The sequence below is a fragment of the Thermophilibacter mediterraneus genome (assembly GCF_900119385.1).
Classification (GTDB): Bacteria; Actinomycetota; Coriobacteriia; order Coriobacteriales; family Atopobiaceae; genus Thermophilibacter; species Thermophilibacter mediterraneus.
The window spans coordinates 826,779-850,841 of sequence record NZ_FPKO01000009.1 but is presented as its reverse complement, the minus strand read 5'-3'; the positions used below and the strand labels follow the sequence as shown (position 1 = coordinate 850,841).

General features: G+C 68.2%; 28 protein-coding genes. 18 read left to right on the top strand and 10 right to left on the bottom strand.

Annotated elements, in window-relative coordinates; translation table 11 throughout:
- The first annotated feature begins 427 nt into the window (after positions 1-427).
- From BQ7106_RS08830 to BQ7106_RS08815, 4 genes are read left to right on the top strand one after another with little or no spacing between them, the layout of a single operon-like run.
- Complete coding sequence (locus BQ7106_RS08830) at positions 428-2,179, top strand: site-specific DNA-methyltransferase (protein WP_072374401.1); 1,752 nt, start codon at positions 428-430, stop codon at positions 2,177-2,179.
- Positions 2,180-2,181: 2 nt separating this feature from the next.
- A complete protein-coding gene (locus BQ7106_RS08825) occupies positions 2,182-4,794 on the top strand; it encodes a DEAD/DEAH box helicase (protein WP_072374398.1) in 2,613 nt (870 codons plus the stop codon).
- Between the two features lie 9 nt (positions 4,795-4,803).
- Positions 4,804-6,330 carry an AbiH family protein gene (locus BQ7106_RS08820; protein ID WP_129583835.1) on the top strand — a complete coding sequence of 509 codons (1,527 nt, stop codon included), beginning with the start codon at positions 4,804-4,806 and terminating at the stop codon, positions 6,328-6,330.
- A 32-nt stretch (positions 6,331-6,362) separates the two neighbouring features.
- A complete protein-coding gene (locus tag BQ7106_RS08815; RefSeq protein WP_083526987.1) occupies positions 6,363-7,109 on the top strand; it encodes a hypothetical protein in 747 nt (248 codons plus the stop codon).
- 11 nt (positions 7,110-7,120) lie between these two features.
- Here the strand turns inward: BQ7106_RS08815 and BQ7106_RS08810 are convergent, their stop codons facing one another.
- The 5 genes from BQ7106_RS08810 to BQ7106_RS08790 form a co-directional block, all read right to left on the bottom strand.
- A complete protein-coding gene (locus BQ7106_RS08810; protein ID WP_072374391.1) occupies positions 7,121-7,738 on the bottom strand; it encodes an SOS response-associated peptidase family protein in 618 nt (205 codons plus the stop codon).
- A gap of 203 nt (positions 7,739-7,941) precedes the next feature.
- On the bottom strand, positions 7,942-8,139 hold the full coding sequence (locus BQ7106_RS08805; RefSeq protein WP_072374388.1) for a hypothetical protein: 198 nt from the start codon (positions 8,137-8,139) through the stop codon (positions 7,942-7,944).
- Positions 8,140-8,162: 23 nt separating this feature from the next.
- On the bottom strand, positions 8,163-8,612 hold the full coding sequence (locus BQ7106_RS08800; RefSeq protein ID WP_072374385.1) for a PH domain-containing protein: 450 nt from the start codon (positions 8,610-8,612) through the stop codon (positions 8,163-8,165).
- Positions 8,613-8,637: 25 nt separating this feature from the next.
- Positions 8,638-9,321: an SdpI family protein gene (locus BQ7106_RS08795; protein ID WP_072374382.1), complete on the bottom strand. Its 684-nt coding sequence runs from the start codon at positions 9,319-9,321 to the stop codon at positions 8,638-8,640.
- Positions 9,311-9,607, bottom strand: coding sequence for an autorepressor SdpR family transcription factor (locus BQ7106_RS08790; RefSeq protein WP_240307472.1), 297 nt, complete (start codon positions 9,605-9,607; stop codon positions 9,311-9,313). The genes BQ7106_RS08795 and BQ7106_RS08790 overlap by 11 nt, the downstream gene beginning before the upstream one ends.
- A 191-nt stretch (positions 9,608-9,798) precedes the next feature.
- Between BQ7106_RS08790 and BQ7106_RS08785 the strand changes: the two genes are divergently transcribed.
- The 10 genes from BQ7106_RS08785 to BQ7106_RS08740 are packed head-to-tail and all read left to right on the top strand — an operon-like array spanning position 9,799 to position 17,633.
- Entirely contained in the window at positions 9,799-10,326 is a 528-nt protein-coding gene (locus tag BQ7106_RS08785; RefSeq protein ID WP_072374379.1) for a nucleotide exchange factor GrpE, read from the top strand.
- A 3-nt stretch (positions 10,327-10,329) separates the two neighbouring features.
- Positions 10,330-11,346 carry a hypothetical protein gene (locus BQ7106_RS08780; RefSeq protein WP_072374375.1) on the top strand — a complete coding sequence of 339 codons (1,017 nt, stop codon included), beginning with the start codon at positions 10,330-10,332 and terminating at the stop codon, positions 11,344-11,346.
- Positions 11,343-11,732 (top strand): hypothetical protein, encoded by a 390-nt coding sequence (locus BQ7106_RS08775; protein ID WP_240307471.1) that lies wholly within the window; start codon positions 11,343-11,345, stop codon positions 11,730-11,732. Before BQ7106_RS08780 ends, BQ7106_RS08775 begins: the two co-directional genes overlap by 4 nt.
- On the top strand, positions 11,729-12,058 hold the full coding sequence (locus tag BQ7106_RS08770) for a putative minor capsid protein (RefSeq protein ID WP_072374372.1): 330 nt from the start codon (positions 11,729-11,731) through the stop codon (positions 12,056-12,058). Before BQ7106_RS08775 ends, BQ7106_RS08770 begins: the two co-directional genes overlap by 4 nt.
- Positions 12,058-12,516 carry a hypothetical protein gene (locus tag BQ7106_RS08765; RefSeq protein WP_083526986.1) on the top strand — a complete coding sequence of 153 codons (459 nt, stop codon included), beginning with the start codon at positions 12,058-12,060 and terminating at the stop codon, positions 12,514-12,516. Before BQ7106_RS08770 ends, BQ7106_RS08765 begins: the two co-directional genes overlap by 1 nt.
- Positions 12,500-12,685: a hypothetical protein gene (locus BQ7106_RS08760; protein ID WP_072374369.1), complete on the top strand. Its 186-nt coding sequence runs from the start codon at positions 12,500-12,502 to the stop codon at positions 12,683-12,685. Before BQ7106_RS08765 ends, BQ7106_RS08760 begins: the two co-directional genes overlap by 17 nt.
- On the top strand, positions 12,682-13,398 hold the full coding sequence (locus tag BQ7106_RS08755; RefSeq protein WP_240307470.1) for a distal tail protein Dit: 717 nt from the start codon (positions 12,682-12,684) through the stop codon (positions 13,396-13,398). Before BQ7106_RS08760 ends, BQ7106_RS08755 begins: the two co-directional genes overlap by 4 nt.
- Positions 13,398-14,570 carry a phage tail spike protein gene (locus tag BQ7106_RS08750; protein WP_072374366.1) on the top strand — a complete coding sequence of 391 codons (1,173 nt, stop codon included), beginning with the start codon at positions 13,398-13,400 and terminating at the stop codon, positions 14,568-14,570. The genes BQ7106_RS08755 and BQ7106_RS08750 overlap by 1 nt, the downstream gene beginning before the upstream one ends.
- A gap of 1 nt (position 14,571) precedes the next feature.
- Entirely contained in the window at positions 14,572-16,254 is a 1,683-nt protein-coding gene (locus BQ7106_RS08745; RefSeq protein ID WP_072374363.1) for a collagen-like domain-containing protein, read from the top strand.
- On the top strand, positions 16,254-17,633 hold the full coding sequence (locus BQ7106_RS08740) for a leucine-rich repeat domain-containing protein (RefSeq protein ID WP_072374360.1): 1,380 nt from the start codon (positions 16,254-16,256) through the stop codon (positions 17,631-17,633). The genes BQ7106_RS08745 and BQ7106_RS08740 overlap by 1 nt, the downstream gene beginning before the upstream one ends.
- Positions 17,634-17,768: 135 nt before the next feature.
- On the opposite strand, the gene BQ7106_RS10875 is transcribed toward BQ7106_RS08740, so the two are convergent.
- Positions 17,769-18,254, bottom strand: a complete 486-nt coding sequence (locus BQ7106_RS10875; protein ID WP_129583834.1) for a hypothetical protein — start codon at positions 18,252-18,254, stop codon at positions 17,769-17,771.
- Positions 18,255-18,483: 229 nt separating this feature from the next.
- On the opposite strand from BQ7106_RS10875, the gene BQ7106_RS08730 reads away from it, so the two are divergent.
- The 4 genes from BQ7106_RS08730 to BQ7106_RS08720 are packed head-to-tail and all read left to right on the top strand — an operon-like array spanning position 18,484 to position 19,993.
- Positions 18,484-18,699 (top strand): hypothetical protein, encoded by a 216-nt coding sequence (locus BQ7106_RS08730; protein WP_072374353.1) that lies wholly within the window; start codon positions 18,484-18,486, stop codon positions 18,697-18,699.
- On the top strand, positions 18,699-18,923 hold the full coding sequence (locus tag BQ7106_RS08725) for an alanine racemase (RefSeq protein WP_072374350.1): 225 nt from the start codon (positions 18,699-18,701) through the stop codon (positions 18,921-18,923). Before BQ7106_RS08730 ends, BQ7106_RS08725 begins: the two co-directional genes overlap by 1 nt.
- Positions 18,916-19,059: a hypothetical protein gene (locus BQ7106_RS11030; RefSeq protein ID WP_159431280.1), complete on the top strand. Its 144-nt coding sequence runs from the start codon at positions 18,916-18,918 to the stop codon at positions 19,057-19,059. Before BQ7106_RS08725 ends, BQ7106_RS11030 begins: the two co-directional genes overlap by 8 nt.
- Complete coding sequence (locus BQ7106_RS08720; protein ID WP_072374346.1) at positions 19,049-19,993, top strand: N-acetylmuramoyl-L-alanine amidase; 945 nt, start codon at positions 19,049-19,051, stop codon at positions 19,991-19,993. The genes BQ7106_RS11030 and BQ7106_RS08720 overlap by 11 nt, the downstream gene beginning before the upstream one ends.
- Positions 19,994-20,177: 184 nt before the next feature.
- Here the strand turns inward: BQ7106_RS08720 and BQ7106_RS08715 are convergent, their stop codons facing one another.
- From BQ7106_RS08715 to BQ7106_RS08700, 4 genes are all read right to left on the bottom strand, one after another.
- Entirely contained in the window at positions 20,178-20,480 is a 303-nt protein-coding gene (locus tag BQ7106_RS08715; protein WP_072374343.1) for a hypothetical protein, read from the bottom strand.
- Between the two features lie 209 nt (positions 20,481-20,689).
- Complete coding sequence (guaA, locus tag BQ7106_RS08710; RefSeq protein WP_072374340.1) at positions 20,690-21,676, bottom strand: glutamine-hydrolyzing GMP synthase; 987 nt, start codon at positions 21,674-21,676, stop codon at positions 20,690-20,692.
- 121 nt (positions 21,677-21,797) lie between these two features.
- Entirely contained in the window at positions 21,798-22,448 is a 651-nt protein-coding gene (locus tag BQ7106_RS08705) for a class I SAM-dependent methyltransferase (protein ID WP_240307469.1), read from the bottom strand.
- Positions 22,445-23,845, bottom strand: coding sequence for a M24 family metallopeptidase (locus tag BQ7106_RS08700; protein ID WP_072374337.1), 1,401 nt, complete (start codon positions 23,843-23,845; stop codon positions 22,445-22,447). The genes BQ7106_RS08705 and BQ7106_RS08700 overlap by 4 nt, the downstream gene beginning before the upstream one ends.
- Positions 23,846-24,063: the final 218 nt, after the last annotated feature.

Sequence of the window (24,063 nt, the reverse complement as noted above, 5' to 3'; positions counted from 1 at the left end):
GCCGCGAGGGGCGGACGGCGCAGCCGGCCGGACCGAGCCGGGCGCGATGCGAGGGCGCAGCCGGCTGGAGCGAGCCGCGGCGCAATACACAGCCGGAGCGGGCGGGGCGGGGGCGGGCCCGAGCCGTGCGCGCAACGGAGCGGAGGCGGGCGGGCTGCGGACAGCCCTCGATGGGCAGCGGACGGCGGTGGCGACACCCCGGGGTGGCGGCGGGCAAAACTCGAGTTGGGTTGGGCTGCATCCGGATGGTCGCTACGGCAATGGGCTCGTCTCGGGTCGTTCAAATCGGACTCGTTGACGAGCCGGTGTTCTTCTCGTTCTTCTCGCCTTGCTCGGCCCTGACTTTTCAACATGTCTGGTCCCTGTGGGATAATGGTTGCATTGTGTTGTTAACCGTCACGGCTTGTGCCGGATTGGATGTGCGTCAATGCCGACTCTCAACTGGATGGGCAAGGAGAAGGTGGTCAACCACCACCGCGACGTCCCGTACCGCGTGCTCGAACGCGTGCCGGAGAAGGGCGTGCTGGACAGTCACGGCTCGGACTGCGGGAACATGGTCATCCACGGCGACAACCTCGAGGCGCTGAAGGCGCTGCTGCCCGAGTACGAGGGTAAGGTCGACTGCATCTATATCGATCCGCCGTACAACACCGGCAACGAGGGCTGGGTCTACAACGACAACGTCAACGACCCTCGCATCAGGAAATGGCTCGGGCAGGTCGTGGGCAAGGAGGGCGAGGACTTCAGCCGCCACGACAAGTGGCTGTGCATGATGTACCCGAGGCTCCAGCTGCTACGGAAGCTGCTCGCTTCGACGGGCGCCATCTTCATCAGCATCGACGACAACGAGGAGGCCAACCTCAAGCTTATTTGTGACGAGATTTTCAGCCCCTCCTGCTTTGTGGCGAACATCTCTTGGCAGAGAACATACTCCATGCGCAACGACGTAAAGGGAGTCGCTTCGGAGGTAGAGCATATTTTGGTCTACGGCGCTTCTCCGCAGTGGCAGCCGAACAAGCTCCCCCGTACTGAAGAGATGGACGCTCGTTTCTCGAATGCTGATAACGACCCGCGCGGGGCATGGCGTAGCATTGTTGCTAGCGCACCAGACTCCGTCGCGCATCAAGGAATGGTCTATGCCATTCAGAATCCGGTTACTGGAAAGATGGCTTATCCGCCGAAGGGTCGTCACTGGAGTCTGGGGCAGCCTCAGATGCTCGCCTCTATGAACGAATGGTGCCCATATAAGCTTGAAGAAATCGACGACGCAGAAGCGCGTGCTGAAGTGTGCAACCTTTCGCCAGGCGACGTTAAGGTTGGTGTTCCCGCAATTACGCTGAACTTGCCTCTTGAGGAGGCTCGGAGTCGTGCCCTTAACGTCTATGAGAGCGGCGTCCTTCCGGAGTTCTTCTTCTCCAGCAAGGGTAAGGGAGTCCTCTATCGCAAGGCGTACCTGAGCTCCGTCGCGGGCCGACCGGTCACGAACTTTTGGACTCATGAGGAGACCGGCCACACGGGCGAAGCGTCGCGGCTACTCAGGAGAATCTTCGATGGGAAGGTGGTGTTCGACACGCCCAAGCCGCCGCGCCTGATTGAGCGAATCTTACACATTGCGACCTCCGGTGATTCCCTGGTTCTCGACTCCTTTGCGGGATCTGGCACAACCGCCGAGGCCGTTCTCCGCAAGAACGCCGAGGACGGCGGGAGCCGGCGCTTCATCCTTGTAGAGTTCGATGACTACGCAGATACCGTTACCGCCGAGCGTGTTCGTCGCGTCATCTCGGGTTACGGCGAGGGGAACAACGCTGCCGAGGGCGTCGACTCGGGCTTCTCCTACTACGAGCTCGGCCCCGCGCTCTTCCAGGGAGACGGGACGCTGAGCCCGGACGTCACGCGCGCGGACCTCGCCCGCTACGTCTGGGCGACCGAGACCCGCGCGCCCTACGAGGACCTCACGGACGAGCACCCCTACCTCCTCGGCGAGCACGCCCAGGCGGTCTACTACCTCACCTGGGAGCCCGGGGAGGAGACGACGCTCACCTACGACCTCCTGCGGGGTCTGCCGCGCAAGGGGTCGCCGACCGTGATCTTCGCCGACCGCTGCGCCATCGCGCCCGAGCGCCTGGACGAGATGGGCGTCGTCTTCAGGCGCGTGCCCGACCAGATAGTGAGGATCTGATCATGGAGCTGAAGCAGTACCAGAAGGACGTGCTCAAAGAGGTCGGCCGCTTCGCGCGGACGTACGCGATGACCAGGGACGCGGCGACGGCCTACGGCGTCTTCATGAACGCGGTCGGCCTCACGCCCGGTCAGGGCGGCGTCGAGCGCTACCGCGACGACCTCGGCGGAGCGCCGAAGGTGTGCGTCAAGGTGCCCACGGGCGGCGGCAAGACCTTCATCGGCGCGAGCGCCGTGCGCGTGCTGACCGAGGCGCTGCCCTCGGCCGCCAACGTCGTGGTGTGGCTCGTGCCGAGGCGCGAGATCCTGTCGCAGACGCTCCGCAACTTCCGCAACCCCGAGCACTTCCTGCGCATGGCGCTCGACCGCGACTTCGGCGGGCGCGTTGAGGTGCTCGACAAGGAGGACGGCCTGCGCGGCCGCTCGTTCACCGCGTCGACCGTCGGCGAGCAGCTCACGCTCTTCGTGCTCTCCTACGACTCGTTCAAGAACAGGGATGGGAGGCGCGCCTACGCGGAGAACTCGGCGCTCGCCGGGCTCACCGCATACCAGCGAGACGCAGGCACCGCCGTGGACGTGGAGGGCGCGGACGACACCGCGCTCATCACCGCGCTCGCGGGCACGAACCCGATCGTCGTCGTGGACGAGAGCCACCACGCGCGCTCGAAGCTCTCGCTCGACATGCTGCGCAACCTGAACCCGCGCTTCGTGCTCGAGCTCACGGCGACGCCGGCCAGGGGCGCGAACGTCATCGCCCAGGCGACCGCGCGCCAGCTCAAGCGCGAGGAGATGGTGAAGCTGCCCGTGGTGGTGTACCGCCGCCCGGACAAGCGGACGACCATCGCCGACGCCGTCACACTCCAGCGCAGGCTGGAGGCCATCGCCGAGCAGGACGAGAAGAGGACCGGGCGCTACATCCGCCCCATCGTGCTCTTCCAGGCCGAGCGGCGCGGCGCCGAGGGAGCCGAGACCTACCAGAGGCTCAAGGACAAGCTCGTCGAGGGCGGCATACCTGCCGAGCAGATAGCCGTGCGGACGGGCGACGTGGACGAGATTGGCGGCGCCGACCTCATGAGCCGCGAGTGTCCGATACGCTTCATCATCACCGTGGAGGCGCTCGCTGAGGGCTGGGACTGCCCCTTCGCCTACGTGCTTGCCACCGTGGCCAACAAGAGCTCGCAGGTGAGCGTGGAGCAGATCGTGGGCCGCGTGCTGAGGCAGCCCCACGCGGCTCGCGCGGGGGCGCGCAGCCTCAACATCGCCTACGTGCTCACGGCCTCGGCGGACTTCGATGCGACCCTCACGCAGGTGGTGGACGGCCTCAACGGCGTGGGCTTCTCCCGGGAGGACGTGGAGGTCGCGGGGACCGCGCCCGCGACGCCCGCGCGTCAGGACCAGAATGACTTCCCGAGCGAGCCGGCAGGCGGCCCCGAGGGCGGCGAGGGGGACGACCTCGACCTCGACGGGCTCGACCTGATCGCGCCCGACGGCGCTGCCGCCGGCACTGGGTCCGCGTCCGTGGACGACATCATCGGCACCTCCGAGCACGTCGAGGAGCGCTTCGAGGAGGAGGCCGGCTCGGGCGGCGCCGGCACCCCGCTCGGCGGCCTGGGAGGGGGATCCAACGTGTACCGCATGCGCGAGGCGGTCGCAGACTCGGCGAGGGAGCTCGTCGTCCCGCGGTTCACGATCCGCGTGGACGGTGGCCTGTTCACCGATGACGTGACCTGGAAGCCGCTCGACCGCGAGGACCTTCTTGCCGACTTCAGGCTGTCCAAGTACGGCATCGAGGACGTGAAGGTCGACTCCGACACGTTCTCCGAGGCGCGCGAGGTCGACCTCGCCTCGGACTCCGACGAGTACCGCATCCGCTGGCTCGAGGACGACGTCAGGAAGAACATGGCGATGCTCTTCGCCAACATGTCCGACGAGGGCAAGCGCGAGAGCCTGAAGGCGCTCGTCCTCCAGGCGATGTCTTCTCAGTTCAAGAACACCTTCGGGAGCGCCCAGCTCACGGGCTACATCGCCCGCGTGGTGGACGACATGGACTCGCCCGTCGTGGACGCGTGCCTCCACAGCGTGGGCGGCGTCGCACGCGCCGTCACGGACGCCGTGCGCGGGCTCGCCGACGACTTCTGCGAGGACCGCTTCGGAAAGCTCCTCTCGCGGGGTGACGTGCGGCTCGAGCCGGCGTACCGGTTCCCCGAGTCGTTCGTGCAGGCAACCCCTATGACTGCCTACGACGGGGCGCTCTACGAGGCCGAGGACGGGCGCGTTGACGGCCTCGAGCGAAAGATGGTGGACCTGCTCGCGAACAACCGACGCGTGAGGTGGTGGCACCGCGTGGTGGAGCGCAAGCCCGGGGAGTTCAGCATCAACGGGTTTGTCAACCACTACCCGGACTTCCTCGCTTTGCGCGACGACGGCGTCCTCATGGCCATCGAGACGAAGGGCGAGCACCTGGGCGACGACGCCAAGCGCAAACTGAGCCTGGGAACGAGGTGGGCCGACATGGCCGGCATCGGATTCCGGTACTTCATGGTGTTCGAGCACGAGGCGCCGGACGCGGACAACGCGTTCACACTGGCGGAGTTCGGTAGCGAGATTTTGGGATAAGGGGGCAGCTTGGATCAGCTAGGCGAAGGGCAGGGGCGCACGGCTGACGCGACGAAGGGAGTCGTCTCCCACATTCCTCAATTTGACAGTTCGGCGATTGGCCAGGCGTCAAAGCTGGCAGACATCGCCAGCTCGGTAACTGACCCTATCCGAGACGCTCTTGCGGGCACAGACTTCGGATCTCTGTCCAGCTCGTTCCCGTCTTCTCTGACGGACGAGGTGACGAAGGCTTTTGATGCTTCTGCGCTAAAGCTACCCGATTATGATCTGGGCGGAGCATTTGAGGGCATGACCCCAAACTACACGATTCCTGACCATTCTTCTATGTATCGTGAGCTCTCTTCATATCCGAAGTCCAGCTGGCAGCAGCTCATCATCCTGGGGAACGGCTTCGACCTCCAGTGCGGGCTCCACTCGAGATTCGGCGACTTCTTCAAGCCCCGATTCGAGGTGATTGCTGGCATCGAAAGTTACAGCAGGGCAGCTTGGGAGAGTGTATTAGAAGACTCCGACCTGACCCTTTGGGACTTTATTCTCGAGGCGAACATAGATGACGCGTGGTGCGACGTCGAAGGCGAAATGGAGAGGTGGATTCTCTCCTACTCTGACCAAAACTCCAAGACGTCGTTGTTCTGGGGCGCGCTTAAGGCAGTGAAGCGCGCGGACCTGTTCACTGACGGGATGACATGCACCGTGTGGCGCGAAGGCGGCAGACGCCTTGCGGGCGAAGAGGATGACAGAACCCATCTCTTTTGCAACATCGCTCGCTACGTCCTAACAATCAACCCCGAGCTCTCCGACGAGCAATGCACTCCAGAGTTTTTCGTCAAGCTGCTTAAACGAGATCTGGGAAGGCTCGAGCGGGCTTTCGGTGCCCATCTATCCAAGGAGATTGACGACAACAACGAGTATGTCGGGGAATGTAGGAACCTCTGCCGGATGATTGTTGAGGACGGCAAGCAGAGCGACGAGGACTTCTATGTGTCGACTTCCGTTCTGAGCTTCAACTACACGAGCGTTGCCGAAGACCACTTCGACAAGGGCGACGACGGCGTGTTCGTCAACATCCACGGAAAGCTTGGGGAAGACATCATATTCGGCATAGACGGCAAGGACTGCATGGACAACCCCGTCGCAGTCCCGTTCACCAAGACGTACCGTCTCATGCTGCGTGGCGGGTCGAGGACTGGTGGTCTGATAAGCACTGCAAACAGCTCAAACCTTCAGGATGCGACCGACGTCATTAAGTTCTACGGGCACTCGCTCGGCAGGGCAGACTACTCCTACTTCCAGTCAATATTCGACGGCGTTGATCTTTACGAGAGTGAGACTGTGCTCGTCTTCTATTTCCCGCTGGACAGTTCAGATAACTCGGAGAGGATCAACAACGAGCGGCGCTCGAAGCTCGCAAACTCGATCAACAACCTGCTGGTTGCATATGGGGCAACCATGGACAACTCAGATCATGGCAAGAACCTCATGCACAAGCTTCTGCTTGAGGGAAGACTGATAATTCGCGGGCTGCCGGTTGACTGAATGAGTCCGATGAGACGATCTTGGGGGCACCAATGATTGACATGAGGCGTGTTGAGCTTATCGATCGAGTCGTAAGGAGGGTCATAGACACCTTCGACAACGGCGATTGGCAGCTTCTTGCCATGTACCTAGGGAATTACGGCACGATCATCACTGGCCACGACAGGCTCCTGAGGAGCCTCTATTTTGGGGACGAAGACTATCCGTCATGTGTCGCTTCCGTCATTGGGCAGCTCTACAGCAAGGACCCCGACTCACTGGCACTGGTTGAGAAGATGCTTGCCGACAAGAGCGCCGGAGACCAATCACATCCCGAAGGCACGAACGGAGGGCCCATGAACCCAACATCCGCCGCTTCAAAACTCGACATCTCGATGGCTGCGGTGATGATTCCATTCACCCCACAATTCGATGACGTCAGAAACGCCATGGCCCGGGCATGCCGAGAGAACCACTTGACGCTGAAGGCTGCGGATGACGTCTGGGAGGAATCCATCCTCATCGATGACATAATGAATCTGATACGGACGGCGTGTATCGTGATCGTCGATTTCTCGGGCAAGAACCCCAACGTAATGTACGAGACCGGTGTCGCGCACGCCTTGGGAAAGGAAGTCATCCCAGTCTCTCAGTCCATCGATGACGTCCCCTTTGACGTCAAGCATCACCGCGTGCTCGTGTATGAAAACAACGAAGCGGGTCGCGAGTCTCTCAGGAAACGTTTGGCTAGTCGAATTAGAACCATACTTGACCGAAACGACTGGTATATCCCGTTTTAATCTCTTGGGCGCTAGGGCTCCGGTCTTGAAATAAGCGAAATGCCGTCTCGCCTCCCTAGTGTTGGAAAGTCCGGTCCGAGCCACACGCCCGACTCCCCGTGCCCGAGAACGAGTGGCATGCGGTCGTGGACGGGCGACACGCTGGCGTTCGGCCTGGTGGTGACGATCGAGAACCGGTCGCCCTCGCGCACGGCGGCGAGCAGGAACGCCCTGGCGCCGGGAAGCCGGAACAGGTACTGCCGGCGAACCGGCCTGCCGGTCCTCTCGCTCTCGACCTTCTCGGTCATGTGCCCCTCGTAGAAGGCGCGCACGGGCACGAGGCAGCGGCCTTCCGCTATGGCCTTCGCCCACATGCCGCGCCTGCCCAGGCGCAGCTGCTCGAGGGCGGACTCGATGCGCGTGTTGAAGACGGCGTTGGGCTTTCCGTCGAGCGGGAAGCCCCATGTGAGGCGAGCTACGGCAAGTCCATCGTCCTTTGGAACGTACACGGGAACGAGGCTACCGGGGCGGGCGTCGCGCAGGGGGTCCGGGCGCTCTATGTAGCGGATCGCGTGCGTGCCGGGAGTGGCGCGCGCGTCCAGCACCGCCTGCGCCTCCTCAACCGTGAGCGGGCACATCCTCACGCACATCGCTGCCTCCTCTCGCCCTCGTTCTTCCCTCCATTATCCCGGCGTCAAGCTTTGCGACACGCCCATGGTCTGTACCCATCTTTGGGGAGTGACCTATTACTCTGCCCGCCTGACATGAGCGCCCCGGCGGTCACCTGCGGCATAGAGTTCCCGATACCGGTCATCCTCCTCGCCATCAGGCGCTGCAACGGGTCGGTCACGTCCTAGCCGCGCGAATCGCGCTCCGGGTCCTTCCTGCCGGAGCCGTACCTCTCCGCCAGCCTCTTGAGCTCGTGCACGGCCTCCTCGTCCCTCTCGCCCATGTCGGGCGCGTCGAAGGGGCGGTCGCCCCAGTCCGCGTACCAGACCTGCGTGCCGCCGAGGGAGTTCTTCTTCCAGTAGGGCCAGTGCGGAACGTCCATCCTCTCCTCCTCCTTTAGGGGCGTCAGGCGCCGGGCCCAAGGCCGCACCTGCGCTCCAGCTCGTCCACGAGGGCGTCGTTGTCGGTCACCGAGACGATGGCGTCGCCGTCATAGGGCGCCTCGATGTAGACGCGGTCGAGCGAGTTGGCAGTGCCGGCCCAGAGCGTCCTGGTGCGCCGGACGCCCCTCACGTGGGCGTAGGGGATCGACGTGCGCGTCCCGGCGTACACGACGACGAGGCGGTCTTCGTAGAGCTCGACGCGGTTGCTGCGGACGGGCAGGGCGGCCAGGGCAACAAGGGCCGGGACGGGCAGGAGCGCGAGCCAGCCCCACGGGGACGAGGGTCCCGCGCCCGCGAAGCACGCGATACACGCCGCGGATAAACCGCCCGCCACAATCACCATGACCGCTATGAACCACGGGTCGCTCCGGCCGGGGAGCACCCGCTCCGGCCGCTCGTCCTTCTCGCCCATCGCGGCCTCCCTCCTAACGTTCTCCCTAGCGGCCCTCGCGGCGCCAGACGAGGAAGCTGTAGACGCCCACGACGAGGGTCGCGAGCAGGACCGCCGCCATGCCGACCCAGAACGACGCCTCGGGCGCCACGACCGAGAGCAGGGCGGCGACGAGCATCGCCGCGCCCGCGACCACGAAGACGGGTCCGGCGAAGCGGTGCGTGCGGCGCCAGTTGTCCTCGCTCGCGAGCGTCCAGGGCGTGCGGATGCCGAAGGTGTAGTTGGGCTTGACGCGCGGCAGGTAGTTGCCGAGCGCAATCGTGAGGGCGCCGAGCGCGAGGAGGATTATCGTCGAGACGAGCGAGCCGCCCTCGGGCACGAGGCCGAGGGCGGTGAGCGGCGTCATCCACGCGACGGCGACCATGAACAGGGTGAGCGCGGCGCTCATGCCCAGGTAGACGCCGCGGAAACGCTCGAAGTTGCGGCCCTTTGGGTCGAGGCGCGGCACGGCGAGCATGACGAGCGCGAGGACGAGCGGCACGGCCGCCATGAGGAGCGTGCCCGCCTTGTCGCCCCAGCCGTCGACCGCGCCGTCGGCGCCCCAGTGCGTGGGCACCGTCTGGGGCATGGCGGGGTAGGCCAGCAGCGCGTACGCCGCGAGGTGGACAATCACCGCCGCGAACAGGACGACCCAGAAGGCGCGCTCCCCGCGCCCAAGCTCAACCTTCATCCGTTGCCTCCGTTTCCGTGAGCCCGAGGAACCATGAGATGAGGCCCTGCAGGACGGTGGTGTCCAGCCGGTAGAGGACGTTCCTGCCCCGGCGCTCCGCCTCCACGAGACCCGCCTCGCGCAGGACCTCGAGGTGGTGCGAGAGCGTCGCCTTGTTCTGGGGGAAGTGCTCGCCGATCTCACCCGCCGTCATATCCCGCTCGCCGAGGAGCTCGAGGATGCGGCGGCGCGTGGGATCCGAGAGCGCCTTGAACCCGTCACCGACCATCTCGCCTCCCCTCGCCATGGACCTCTTGCTACGGAGTATACCCCCGATTGTTCGATGTGTGTCGTACTATTCGACGTTCGTCGAACTTTTTTGAGATGGTATCGAGCCGACGAGCCAAGGGGGCCCATGGGCCACTTGTGACACGCCCATAGCCTGTACCCATCGTTTGGGTGCGGGCTTCTTGCCCGCCTTACCGGAAGGACGGGCAGATGGATGGCTTGCAGGACGAGGCGAGACAGGTCGGCGAGAGCGCGGCGCAGGAGCCGCAGGGCGCGCCGTCGCAGGTGAGCGGGGACGATGGCGCCGCCGCGCCCCCCGTGGCCGACGACGGCGCCGCCAAGGCGCGCGCGGACTACGAGGCGGCGCTCGCGGAGCGCGACGCCCGCATCGCGGAGCTCGAGGGCGAGATCGCGGAGGCCGCGAAGACCGCCGAGGGCGCGGAGAAGCTGCGCGCCGAGATGGACGAGCTGCGCCGGAAGGGCGACGAGGAGCGCGTAGGCTTCGAGCTTCAGCTCGCCGGGGCGCGCAACGTCAAGGCCGCCCGCGCGCTCCTGCCCGACCACGACGGCGACATAGAGAAGCTGAAGGCCGCGGAGCCCTGGCTCTTCTCGGCGTCCCCCGCCCCGGCGCCGACCGGCGCGACGGGGCTCCCGAGCGCCGGCGCCGCCGGGGCCGACGAGTCCACGCAGATGAGCCGCTGGCGCAAGATCGCCGGCATCGACGACGAGGAGGAATAGGACATGGCGAACTCCATCGCATCCACCAAGAACTACACGAGCATCCTGGACGAGGTCTACAAGAGGGCCGCGTGCTCGACGTGCCTGAACAGCCCCCGCCGCATGGCGCGCGCCGGGCGCAACGCCAAGGAGATCATGGTCCCGAAGATCGAGGTGACGGGGCTCGGCGACTACACTCGCAACGTGGGCTACAAGACGGGCTCGATCACCTACGAGTTCGAGACCAAGACGTTCAACTACGACCGCGGCATCAAGCTGCTCGCCGACGTCATGGACGTGGAGGAGGCGGGCGTCCTCGACTGCTTCGTGGCGGCGGGCTCCGAGCTCCAGCGCACGCAGGTGGCGCCGGAGGCCGACGCCTTCACGTTCTCCGAGATCGCGGGGCATACGGGCGTGACGCCCGCCGTGGAGGACTTCTCCGACGCCGAGGCCGAGGACGTGCTGACGGCGCTCCGCGCGGCGACGAACGCGATGGACGAGGCGGAGGTGACGACCGGGAGCCGCATCCTCTTCATCACGCCGACGCTCAAGGGCGTGCTGGACGACTTCTCGCTGGCGAACCCGGCGCGCTCGAACCGCGTGCTCGAGCGCTTCTCCCGCATCGTGGAGGTGCCGCAGACGCGCTTCTACAGCGCGATCGCGCTCAACTCCGGCGAGGAGGACCAGTTCGGGTACTCTCGCGCCGAGGGGACCTATCAGCTCACGGAGGACACCTCCGTGGTCTCGGGCAAGACCTACTACACGAAGAGCGGCGAGCAGTACACGCCCGTCTCGAGCCCGGCATCGGGAAGCCTCTCCAGCTATTACGAGCTCGTGGGCGCGGGCGCGCCGATCAACTTCATGGTGGTGGAGCGCTCGGCGGTCATCAAGTTCGACAAGCACGTGGCCTCGAGGGTCTTCTCGCCCGACGAACTGGAGAACCTGGACAGCTACATGATGAAGTACCGCAAGTACGGCATCGTTGAGCTGCTGGACAACAAGCTGGACGGCGTGCACGTCTCCTGCGCGCCGCTGGCGTGAGCGAGGGGCTGACGGGCGCGGCCGGCTGCGGCCCCGCGCCCGTCTCCTACGACTTCTACCTCGACGGGTACGGCGGGGCGCTCGCCGCCGAGGCGTTCGCGGAGGCGCTGCCGGCGGCGGTGCGGTGCGTGGGCGGCCTGACCGGGCGGCGCGAGCCCGACCCCCGATGGGACGAGGGCGTCGCGGACGCGTGGCGGCGCGCCGTCTGCGCGGCGGCCGACGCCTTCGCCGAGTACGGCGAGGGGCGCGTGGGAGGCTTCTCCGTCGGGTCCTTCTCGGTGACCAACTACCGCGACGAGGGCACGACCGGCTCGGTGGTGGCGCGGGAGGCCGCGCTCGCGGAGCTCGCGGGGACGGGCCTCTGCTTCTCGGGGGTGCGCCGATGAGGTACCTGAGGCCGATACCCAAGAGGCTCCTGCCCGACGACATGCTGGTGTTCCTGCCCGCGGAGGGCGGCGGGCGCGGCGAGAGCCGCCTCGTGCGCCACGTGAGGTTCGAGCGCGCGGAGGGGGTCGTCTCCGACGCGCACCGCTCGGCCGACGCGGGGCACGGGACCGTGTTCGTGGACGCGGTGAACAGCGAGGGCGCCCTCGAGGTGCCGGCCGGGGCGCGCGTGCTGATCGGCGCGGGGCCGTCGATGCTGGTCAGGGCCTGCCGGCGGTGCTGCGTGGTGCGCGGCCAGGTGCACCACTGGGAGCTGGAGGTGGGCTGATGTCCCGTTCTGACGCGCTCGGCGCGCACGCGCCGACCGACTGGGACGCCGAGGGCGGCGGGGTCGCCGGCGCGGTGGCGACGCTCCTGCGGGCGCTGGGCTACGGCAACGCGTTCTGCTCGCCGCCGCCGGCGCGCCTCTGCTGCGAGCCGATCGTGCTGACGCAGGGCGCCTGGCAGCGCGAGGCGAGGCTCGCGGACGGCGCGGAGCGCGGGCGGGTGCCCGTGGACGTGCTGGTGTGCTGCGAGGCCGCGCGCGACGCGGAGGCGACCTGCCGCGCGGTGGAGCGCGACCTGCGCCGGGACTCCTGGACGGGCGCGGGCGACGGATGGCGGTGCAGGGTGGCGGCCGCGGACACCGGGGGCTCCGCGCCTCGCGGCCGAGACGGCTCCGGGCGCTGGCTCTGGGGGTTCACGCTGATTCTGACGGTGGTGATCGACTTTGGCGGACAGGGTTAGGGCCGGGCGCGGCGTCGACGACCGCGACGTGGTTCGCAAGAGCAACCCGCTGCAGCGTGCGGCCCAGGGGTCGCGCGAGCAGCGGTCGGGCTCGGCGGAGACCGACCGCATGGGGCGCGAGCAGCAGCGCCGCGCGACGGCCTACGGGCGGGCGCGGGGGCGACTGTGAGCTCCATCGTGTACAACGGGCACGACCTCTCGGAGTACGTGACGGCGGAGCTGGTGGAGCCGGCGGGACACGCGCTCTCGCCACGGGCGCTCGCGGTGCCGGGGCGGCCGGGCGCGGCGCTGCTGGGGTGCGAGCTGCCGCCGCGCGTCCTGCGCGTGCGGCTCTTCCTCGACGCGGGCATAGCGCTTACCGCCCAGGAGAGGTCCGAGATCCGGCACGCGCTGTACGGGTGGCTCGCGGCGCCCTCGGGCGCCGAGCTCGAGCTGCCCGGCGAGCCGGGGCTCTCGTGGCACGACGCCGTGGTGACGGACGCCTCCGACTGGGACTCGCTCTTCGAGGACGGCAGCTGCGAGCTGGCGTTCACGTGCTTCGACCCGGTGGCCTACGGTGAGGGGAAGTCGAGCGCGGCTAGCACGTTCACGGTCGGCGGCACGTGGGCGACGTGGCCGGTGGTGGAGATGACGGCGCTGGCGGGGTCGTCGGTGAAGGTGACGGACGGCCTGGGGCGCTACGTGCTCGTGGAGTGCGAGTTCTCCGCCGGCGGCGTGGTGGTGATGGACTTCGCCGCCGAGGCCGTGACGGTGGACGGTGCCGACGCCTCCGCCGACGTGGCCGTGGAGAGCACGTTCTTCTCGCTTGCCCCCGGCTCTCACACCCTGGCCTTCTCCGGGTGCTCGGCGCACACCGTCGAGTGGGTGGAGAGGTGGCTCTGATGGTGCCGACGCTCTACCTCTTCGACCGCTTCGACGCGCGGCTGGGGATCCTGCCCGCCGTGGGCGCGGTGACGCACACCGAGGAGCTAGGCGGCGAGGACACGATCGAGTTCGACTGCCTCTCCGCCCCCGAGAAGGGCGAGCGGCTGCTGTGGCGCGACCCGACGGACGGCGTGTGGCGCGAGCACGTGGTGGTGCGCACCGACGAGCCGCTGGGCGGTCCCGCACACGTCTACGCGGAGTCGTCGCTCTGCGAGCTCCTGGGCGACTTCGTCGAGGAGATACAGCTCGTGAGCAAGACGGCAGCGCAGGCGCTCTCCTCGGTGCTCGGGGTGACGCGCTGGTCCGCGGGCGAGGTGGGCGTCGGCGGCGCGGCGCGCGGGTGCCTCCTCTACCACGTGAACGCCCTCGCTGCGCTCAGGCGCGTCGAGGAGGTGTGGGGCGGCGAGGCCGAGGCGGTGATCGCCGTGGCCGACGGGCGCGTGGCCTCGCGGACGGTGAACCTCCCGACACGGCGCGGCGAGTGGCGGGGCGCGCGCTTCTCCTACGGCAAGACGCTCGCGGCGTGCACGCGCACGGTGCTCGAGGACGAGGTCTTCACGGCGCTCTACGGGTACGGGAAGGGCCTCCCCATCTACGACGAGCAGGGCGTGGCCACGGGCGGGTTCACGCGGCGGCTGACCTTCGGCTCCGTGAACAACGACGTGAACTGGGTGGGCGACGAGGCCGCGCGCATGACGTGGGGGCGGCCCGACGGCGCGGGCGGGAAGGCGCACCGGTTCGGGCACGTGGTGTTCCCGGACTGCGAGGACGCGGCGGAGCTCAAGGCGCTGACGACCGCGGCGCTCGCGGCGGCGTGCGAGCCGCGCGTCTCCTACGAGGTGGACGTCGCGGCGGTGGACGGCGGCGCGGGCGTGCGGCTGGGCGACGACGTGGCCGTCATCGACTCGTCGCGCTCGCCCGAGTGGCACCTGCGCGCCCGCTGCGTGCGGCGCGTTCGCGAGCTCGGCGAGGGCGCGCCCGCGGTGCGGCTCACGCTGGGCGCGGTCGAGCGCACGACGTGGGCGGCCTCGGCGGACGTGGCCGCGCGCGTGACGGCGGTCGAGGAGGCGGCTGCGGCCGCCTCCGACACGGTGGCGTCCTACGAGGACCTGGGCGAGAGGGAGTTCTGACATGGGCGATACGATCACGTTCCCGCTGGACGGAGACGGGCTGCGCGAGGTCGTCTGGGACGAGTGCGACGCGCCCTTCGCGGGGCCGTTCGTCGCCTCGCCCGCCGACGCGGAGGGGCGCGGGATCGCGCTCTCGGTGACGCGCGGCGGAGAGGCGGTCGACCTCGCGGACGCCTCGCTCTACCTCCTGTGGCGCCACCGCGAGCTGCGCGTGCGCGGCTGCGAGCCCCTCGAGGAGGTCGACGCCGAGGCCGGCAAGTTCAGGGTCTACTGGCCCGCCGCGATGGCGCGCGCCGAGGGCACCGTCGACGCGCAGGTCATGGTCTCCTGGGACGAGCGGGCGCTCTCGTCGCTCTCCTTCACGGTGCTGGTGGGGCCGGCGCTCGTCGGCGGCGAGGGCGGGGGCTCGGACGGATACTCGCTCTTCCTCGACGCCCTCAAGAAGTTCGAGGACGCGGACGGCGTCATCGCCGACGCCGTGGCCAAGGCGCAGGATGCCGTCACGACGGCCCAGGGCGCGGTGGCCACGGCGGGGCAGGCGGTCGAGGCGGCGCAGGGCGCCTCCGGCGCGGTCGCCGCCGCCAACGCTGCCGCCGCTGCCGCGACGCAGGCGAAGGACGAGCTGCTGGAGGCGGCCGCGCGCGGCGACTTCGACGGCGCGGACGGCCTGCCGGGGACCGACGGCGAGGACGGCGCCGACGGCGTGAGCCCCACGGCCAAGGTCGAGCAGACCGAGGCGGGCGCGGTGGTGACGGTCACGGACGCGACGGGCACCACCACGGCGACGCTGACTCACGGCCCCAAGGGAGACAAGGGCGACGACGGCGAGAGGGGCGACAAGGGTGACCCCTTCGAGTACGCCGACTTTACCGCCGAGCAGCTGGAGGCGCTCCGGGGCCCCAAGGGCGACAAGATGACGTTCGACGACCTCACGGAGGACGAGGTCGAGGCGCTTCGCGGCGAGAAGGGCGACAGGGGCGACCCGTTCACATACTCCGACTTCACCACCGAACAGCTCGAGGCGCTTCGCGGACCGCAGGGAACCCAGGGGCCGCCGGGCCCGCAGGGAGAGCCCGGCGAGGCGTTCGCCTACTCGGACTTCACCCCGGAGCAGCTGGAGACGCTGCGCGGCCCGCAGGGCGTGCAGGGGCCTCCGGGCGCCGACGGCGAGGACGGTCAGGACGGCGCGCCGGGCGCGGACGGGGCCGACGGCGTCAGCTGCACCCACTCGTGGTCGGGCTCCGTGCTCACCGTGACGAGCGCGAGCGGCACGAGCTCGGCGGACCTGCGCGGCCCGAAGGGCGACGCCTTCACCTTCGCCGACTTCACCTCCGAGCAGCTGGATGCCCTGCGCGGAGAGGACGGCGCCGACGGCGCGCCGGGGGCCGACGGGCAGGACGGCGCGGACGCCGAGATCACGGGCGCGACCGCCACGGTGGACGCCTCCACGGGAACGCCGTCGGTGACCGTGACGCTCGGCGGCACGCCGGGGGCGCGCACGTTCGCGTTCGCCTTCTCCGGCCTCAAGGGCGAGACGGGCGAGCAGGGGCCGCAGGGAGCGCCCGGGCAAGACGGCGAGGACGGGACGCCGGGCGCGACGCCCGACCTCTCGGCCTACGCGACGAAGCAGTACGTCGACCAGGCGATCGCCGCCCTGGACGACCTGAGCGGGGTGGAGTTCTGATGGCCGTGGGGACGATCCAGAGGTCGGTGCTCACCGACATCGCCAACGCGATCCGCGCCCAGAACGGCGGCACGGGCACCTACCAGCCCTCGGAGATGGCGGCGGCGGTGCTCGCGCTCGACGGCACCAAGGCGGGGACGCCGCTCCAGGCGCTCGCCGGTACGGGAACGGGCGTGATCTCGGACTCCGTGTTCGACGGCATCGCGGACGCCATCCGCGCGCAGAACGGGCTCTCGGAGACCTACAAGCCCTCCGAGATGGCGCCGGCGATACTCGCGCTCGCATGGGACGTGGGCGTGAAGATGCGCGCGATCCTGCTCGCGGACGGCACGCTCGAGTTCAACTACCGCGACGGGCGCTCCTCCGACGTGCCCGGCGCGGTGATCCTGGACGCCTGGGAGGTGGACCCCGCGGGCTACGGCTCCGCCGGCGCGCGGCCCTGGGACGACGTCAAGCTCTCCGTGACGCGCGTCGTGTTCGACGGCGACTTCTCCGAGGGCGGGCTCGCCAACGCGAGCTACCTCTTCCACGGGTTCGAGAACCTCGTGGAGGTGGAGGGCTTCGAGGAGCTCTCCGGAGCGACCAGCATGAACCAGATGTTCGTGAGCTGCGCCTCGCTCGAGACGATCTGGGCGGACGGGTTCACCTCGTCCGCCACGAGCGGGTCGCTCATGTTCAGCGGGTGCAGCAGGCTCGTGGGCGGGCAAGGCTACGTTCCCGAGCAGATGGACAACCACAACGAGCTCAACTACGGGGTGGACGGCGTGCTGACCGACCCCGCGAGCGACCAGCGCGAGTGGTTCCGGTGCTTCCTCTACGCCGACGGAGAGCTCGTGCTGACGGCAGCGGCCGAGCCCGAGGCGGGGCGGGAGCTCGTGTCGTCAGGGCGCCTGTGCGCCAACGCACGGTACAACTCCGTCGGCTACCAGCCCTGGTACGACCACCGGCACGACGTGGAGGCGGTGGAGATCGCCGCCGACATGGCGACCTACGACCACGTGAACACGAACTACTGGTTCTACGGACACCAGTCGATCACCGACGTGACGGGGATGGGGAACCTCTGCGGCGTGCGCGAGATGCAGCACACCTTCAACAGCTGCGAGGGGCTCACCGAGATCGACCTCTCCGGGCTCGACCCGTCCTCGCTCGAGGACCTCGCCTACACCTTCGGAGGGTGCGGGTCGCTCGTGACGATCTGGGCGGACGCCGACTGGGCGCTGCCGTCCTCCGGCGTCTCCGGCTTCCAGACGTTCTACCAGTGCTCCTCGCTCGTGGGCGGCGCGGGCACGACCTACGCGAGCTCGCGCGCGGGCTACCAGTACATGAGGATCGACGGCGTGGGCGGCGCCGGCTACCTCACCGCGAAGAGCTCCTAAAAGGCACCCCTCCGGCGCGTGCGGCGCCTGCGCCGCATGTGCCGGAGGGGTGGACGCGCCGCCGGAGGAAACTCGGGACGAGCCCACCGTGCGGGCGGCGCGAGGGGCGGGGAAATCGTGCCAACAGATTCCCCTTTAGAGTCCTTCTTGCTCCTGGATATAATCCCGTTTGCTCCGAAGGACCTGACCACCGAGCGACCCGCCCCTCCTCAAGTCATCAGATGCCACCGCATCCATCCAGGCGTCCTTCTCGGCATGACGCTCATACGAGGCGATAAGTCTGCCGGTCACGTAGTCGTTCTCGTCGTTGAGCGCCTGGTTTTCCTGACGAAGATCATCAACTTCTCCGCTGAGTCGTCGGTTCTCTTGCTTCAGCTCATCATTGTCCATCGCCTGTTTTACGATTGCTGCAACAGCTGCGGCTGCCGCGCCTGCTACAGGCACTATCCAGTGCTTGTTACCGTCCCAAAACTCAATAACACGTTCCTTGCCTGTCGCAAGAGCGTTCTTCGCTTTATCGATAACGGTCAGTTCTTTTTCTTCATTGGGAGCCTCTTCGCAGCACTCTTCTATCGGCTGCCCTTGATCTTCCTTGGACACCGCCTGCTCGTTTTTCTCCATAAGTCACCTCGCTTCTCATCGCACTTCATTATGTGTGTGCAATTCTCGTTGGCGCGATTGTACCCGTTGGATGTCTGCGCAAGACCCTGTCGTTCTGCTTGTGAAGTGTTTTGTGAACTGACGAAACGCGACGCTTCGCAACGTATCCGCAGTTAGACAGGCCCGTTTGTGACCGCGTCGGACACTTCTCCCGAGGGGCGGGGCGTTCCCGTCCGGGGAGGAGGCGCGCATGGAGTCGGTCGTCGCGGCGCTCGTGACGGGGGTGCTCACCCTCGCCGGGGTGCTCGTGTCCAACTCGCGCAGCCGCGCGGTCATGGAGGTCAAGATCGACAACCTGACGCGCCAGGTCGAGAGGCACAACTGCCTCGTCGAGCGCACCTACGCCCTGGAGCAGGACGTCGCCGTCGTGAAGGCGGAGATCGACAACCTGAGGAAGGGGCAATGATGGAGGCTTTCCTGACATCCAACGAGTGGCCGTGGCGCCTGGCGAGAACGATCGTGCAGGGCGTGCTCGGCGTGGTCGTGGCGAACGTGGACATGCTCGTGGGCTGCGCGGTGCTGGAGCCCGAGTGGCGAGCGATCGTGGTGGCGCTCGTGATGGCCGTGCTGTCGCCCGTGATGGCGGAGCTCGGCGCGGCGCTGCCGTCGGGCGGTGGTTGCGATGAGTGACGAGCGCGAGTTCGCGAGCGAGGAGGAGCGCTGGGAGGCGCTGCGCTGCGAGGGCGTCGAGGCGGCCGCGCCCGACGGCTGGGAGCCCGACGAGGGCGAGGACGGCGGCTTCGAGGAGGTGCCCGATGGCGTATAGCATCCTCTTCAAGCAGTGCGGGAGCGACCACATGACGCGCGGGCGCTCGCGCGCGGTCGACCGCATCGTGGTGCACTTCACGGCGACGCTCGCCTCCGCGCGGAACAACGCGACGTACTTCGCGCGGAACGAGGTGCAGGGCGCGTCTGCGCACTACTTCGTCGACGACATCACGCCGGAGATCTACCAGAGCGTGGCCGAGGGCGACACCGCCTGGCACGCCGGTGACTGGCAGATGAACTGCCGCGCGATCGGCATCGAGGTCGTCTCGGCCGGCGAGGACTTCAGCGCGACCGAGGTCGAGAAGCTGGGCTGGCTCGTGAGGAGGCTCATGGCCAAGTACGGCATCGGGGCATCCGGGGTGATCCGCCACTACGACGTGACGGGCAAGCTCTGCCCGGCGCCCTACGTGGCGGCGTCCAAGTGGGCGGCGCTGAAGGCGCGCATCACGGGCGGAGGCTCCTCCGGCGGGACGACTGAGGCAGCGCCCAGCGGCACGGTCGCGGAGCTCGCGCGGCGCGTCATCGCGGGCGAGTTCGGCAACGGGGACGCGCGCCGCGCGGCGCTGGGGAGCCGCTACGACGAGGTGCAGGCGGAGGTGAACCGCATCCTGGCGGGCGGCTCCGGCGGGGGCGCGGCCCAGGCGCCGGCGGCCGATGACGTGGACGACCTCGCCCGCAGGGTGATCGCGGGCGAGTTCGGCAACGGGAAGGCGCGGAGGGCCGCGCTGGGCGACCGCTACGCGGAGGTCCAGGCGCGCGTGAACGAGATGCTGGGCGCCGGGGGCTCCGGCGGGTCGTCCGGCGGCGCGGACGTCGACGCTCTGGCGCGCGCCGTCATCCGCGGCGACTACGGAAACGGCGCGGAGCGCAAGCGCCGCCTGGGGTCGCTCTACGGCGCCGTGCAGGCGCGCGTGAACGAGATCCTGTCGTGACGCGCGAGGACGCCCGCTGGGGCGTGGCCACGGCGCTCGCCGTTCTGCTGTGCCTGGGCGCGCTGCCGCTCGTGCCGCTGCTCTGGCTCGCGGGCAGGCTCGATCCGTAGCGTTCCGTCGCTTCACGAAGGCCTACACAAGGACGCCCCCGCATCCCGTTGCTTGGATGCGGGGGCGCCGGCGCCTAGATGGTCGGGAACGTCCGGTGCCTGGGGCCGTCCATGAGCATCCGGTACCACCAGTCGCGGTCCTTGTAGCCGCTCTCCCCGAGCATGTCGAGGAGCTGCGTCTGCTCGACCTCGCTGAGTTCCGCGAAGCTATCCCTCATGTTGTCCTCCATGGCAACTTTGCTTCTGATCATGTCGCCGAGGATCTCCTTGAGCTCGTAGATGTCGAAGCTCTGCGGTGAGATCTCGACGAGCTCCGCGCGGAAGTGCGCGTAGTCCTCGAGTTCCATCATTTCCTTAAGTTCCCTCTCGCTCAGCATGGGCTCCTCCGTTTCCGTATTGATTGGTTTTAACCTTATCCCTGCCTTCCCAGAGCCCTCTTCCATGGAAGAATTCGTGGAAGAATCATCCCGAACGGAGCGTTTTGAAGTGAGAGAAAGGGTTTTCCTCCTTCGGAGAAAAACCCTTTCTTACCTGCGGAAATGTTGGTTTCTGACTTAGACCGTTGCGAACCGTTTTGAGGGGCGAATCACTCCCACTCGATCGTTCCCACGGGCTTGGGCGTGAGATCGTAGGCCACGCGGCAGATGCCCGGCACCTCGGCCAGGATGCGGTCGGTGATCTTCTTGAGCAGCGCCCAGTCGAGCTCGGGCACGGTCGCGGTCATGGCGTCGACGGTGTTGACGGCGCGGATGATGGCAGGCCAGTCGTAGGCGCGCTTGCCGTCGCGCACGCCGGTGGCGCGCATGTCCGGAACCACGACGAAGTACTGCCACACCTTGCCGGCGAGGCCCGCCTCGGCGAACTCCTCGCGCAGGATTGCGTCGGCCTCGCGCAGCGCCTCCAGGCGGTCGCGCGTGATCGCGCCGAGGCAGCGCACGCCCAGGCCCGGGCCCGGGAAGGGCTGGCGCTCGACCATGGACTCGGGAAGCCCGAGCGCACGACCCACCACGCGAACCTCGTCCTTGTAGAGCAGGCGCACCGGCTCGACGAGCTCGAACTGCAGGTCGTCGGGCAGGCCGCCCACGTTGTGGTGGGCCTTCACGCCGTCGGACTCGACGATGTCGGGATAGATGGTGCCCTGGGCGAGGAAGTCGACCTCGCCCGCGACCTTGCGGGCCTCCTCCTCGAAGACGCGGATGAACTCGGCTCCGATGATCTTGCGCTTGCGCTCGGGCTCGGCCACGCCGGCGAGCAGGTCGAGGAAGCGGTCGGTGGCGTCCACGTAGACCAGGTTGGCGTCCATCTGGTTCTTGAAGACGTCGACCACCTGCTCGGACTCGCCCTTGCGCATGAGGCCATGGTTCACGTGCACGCAGATGAGCTGCCTGCCGATGGCCTTGATGAGCAGCGCGGCGACCACGCTGGAGTCGACGCCGCCGGAGAGGGCGAGAAGGACGTTCTTCTCGCCGACCTGGGCGCGCACGGCCTCGACCTGCTCGTCGATGAAGGCCTGCGCCAGCTCGGGAGTGGTGATGCGCGCCATGTCGTCCGGGCGCTTGTTGGGAAGCTCCATGCGTGGCTCCTTTGAACGGGAATCGGTGACCCCATTCTATCGTGACCGGCGCGGGGAGGGGTCGTCGTGCGCGACAGTGTGACAGCGGGGACGGAGCGGTGACAGTCCCCCGTCCCCGCTGTCACACTGCGATGACGTCGTAGCGGACCGCCTTGCCGGCGAGCGAGTAGCTCGGCCTGACGCCCGCGAGCCAGGGTCCCTTGGGCGGACGCTTGATCACGACCTTGCGCGGGCCCGCCGCGAGCGCCGCGTCCAGGAGCTCGCGCTCGTCCTCGCAGGGACGCTCGAGGCGGTGCAGCAGCTGGAACTTCTTCTTCACCGCGGCGCTCTTGGTGCGCTCCGGGAACATGGGGTCGAGAAACACCACGTCGGGCGGCTCGGGCCACGACCGCAGGGCGGCGACGCTGTCCGCCTCGACGAGCTCCATCCGCGCGACGACGGCGGTGAGCGCCGGGTCCCCCGCGGCGCGCTCGAGCGCGTCGCGCAGAAGGGCGGCGATGACGGGGTCCTTCTCGAACATAGTGACCGAAAAGCCCGCAGCCGCCAGGAGCAGCGAGTCCTCCCCCAGCCCCGCCGTGGCGTCCACCGCCCGCGGCCGCTCGACGCCGCGAACGCGGGCGGCGCGCACGAGCAGCTCCCGACCAAGGCGGTCCGGTCGCAGGCGGGGCAGCATGCGCGAGAGGTCGGCAGCGAGCTCCATGCCGTCGCCCAAGAGCGTCAGGCCCGTGGGCCCCCGCCTCAGCTCGAGACCCTCCGGGAGCCCGGGCGTCACGGCCGCACCACCGCCAGCGCACTCCTCGAGAGCAGGTACGGTCGCAGGTAGGCGAGGGTCCCGCACAGGGGGAGCACGTCGGGCGAGAGGTCGATGCCGAGCTGTCCCTCGACATAGGCGCGACGCCGCGCGACGCGCTCCCAGAGCTCGGGGTAGCGCGAGGCGAGCTCGTCGCGCAGGCGGGCGTCGGCGAGCGCGCAGGTGCTCTCGGCGCTCACGCCGGCGTAGCCGGGAAGCGACGGGATGACGTCGGTCTGGAAGAGCATCCCCGACTCGAGGGGCTCGGTCGAGCCCTCGTAGACCGGCGAGCAGAGCCACTCCTCCTCGGCGGTGAGGTGCCCCGGGCAGAGCGTCCAGCCGAAGCGCGCCCTCGGGAGCGCGTCCTCCACGAGCCGCCAGAGCTCCCCTCCCGTCATGCCCACCCGTACGCCCTCGAGCCAGGAGACGAGCGCCGAGAAGTAGGGCGCCGCGAGCGCCTCGACATAGTCGCCCCTGCCCTCGGGAAGCTCCTCGGCCGTGCGGACGGCATAGCCCGCGCGCGAGGAGAGGCCGCCGCGGTACCCGACGGTCAGCGAGACGCTCTCCCCCACCTCGAGGCGCTTGGCCGTGGGGTACATGTTGGCCTTCACGAAGCGCGGGCCGAAGGCGCAGATGGTCACCACGCTCTGCGGCTGGCCGCGGCGCACGAGGCGGTCGGCGACCTCCATCTCGCTCACGCCCGGGGCGAGCGCGTCCATCGCATCGAGAACGCAGTCGCTCGCCAGCGCCGCCCCGAACTCGTAGTGCGCCACCTCGTTGGCGTTGCAGGTGCGTCGCACGCCGTCCCGACCGATGAACAGCTCCGTCGCGCTCACCACGCGACCCTCCCCGCACAGGTCGACGAGCGCCTGGTAGATATAGGCGGGAACATCGAAGAGACGAGCGTTGTCCTCGACGCGCGAGGTGAAGAGCTTCCAGCCGGCGACGCCGACGCGCCTCCCGGCGACCCCGGTCTGCGACAGGATGTCACGGAAGGGGCGGGCAGCCTCCATGGGCTGGTTGGGCAGCGAGAAGTGCGGCGCATGGACGGGCTCCGCCGCTATGCGGGCCTTGTCCGCCTTGTTCAGGTTCTCGTTGCCGAGGACGAGGTGCGTCGAGCCGTCGGCATGGAGCACGAGCAGCGCCTCCTCGAAGCGCGGGAGGAAGCCCACGAGGTACTCGAAGTTGCCTCCGTGCTCGAGGTCGGCATAGACCACGAGCGCGTCGAGGCCGCGACGCGCCATCGCGGCGAGCACCGCGTCCCGACGGGCGGAGACGGTCTCGTCTGCCAGGGGCACGGGGGCCTCGGGGCAGTCGCGCGGCGGCTCGGGGAGCTCGCGCAGCGCGACGCGGGAGGCTCGATGCTCTGTGGGACCCATGGGCCCTCCTCTCGACGGGTGCCCTATCGGCGACTCCGCCCTAGCATGCCACGTCGCCGCCGCCGAGTCGAGCCGCGGGGTCGCGCCAAGGTTCGAGCAGAGTTGGTGGAGTCAAACTTGAGGCGCCTTCAACGATCGCGGCCCACGGGTATAACCCGCCTGGCAGCAACGGGCCCGCACGGGCACCGCCCCTGGCGGGGCGAGACCAAAGAAAGGAA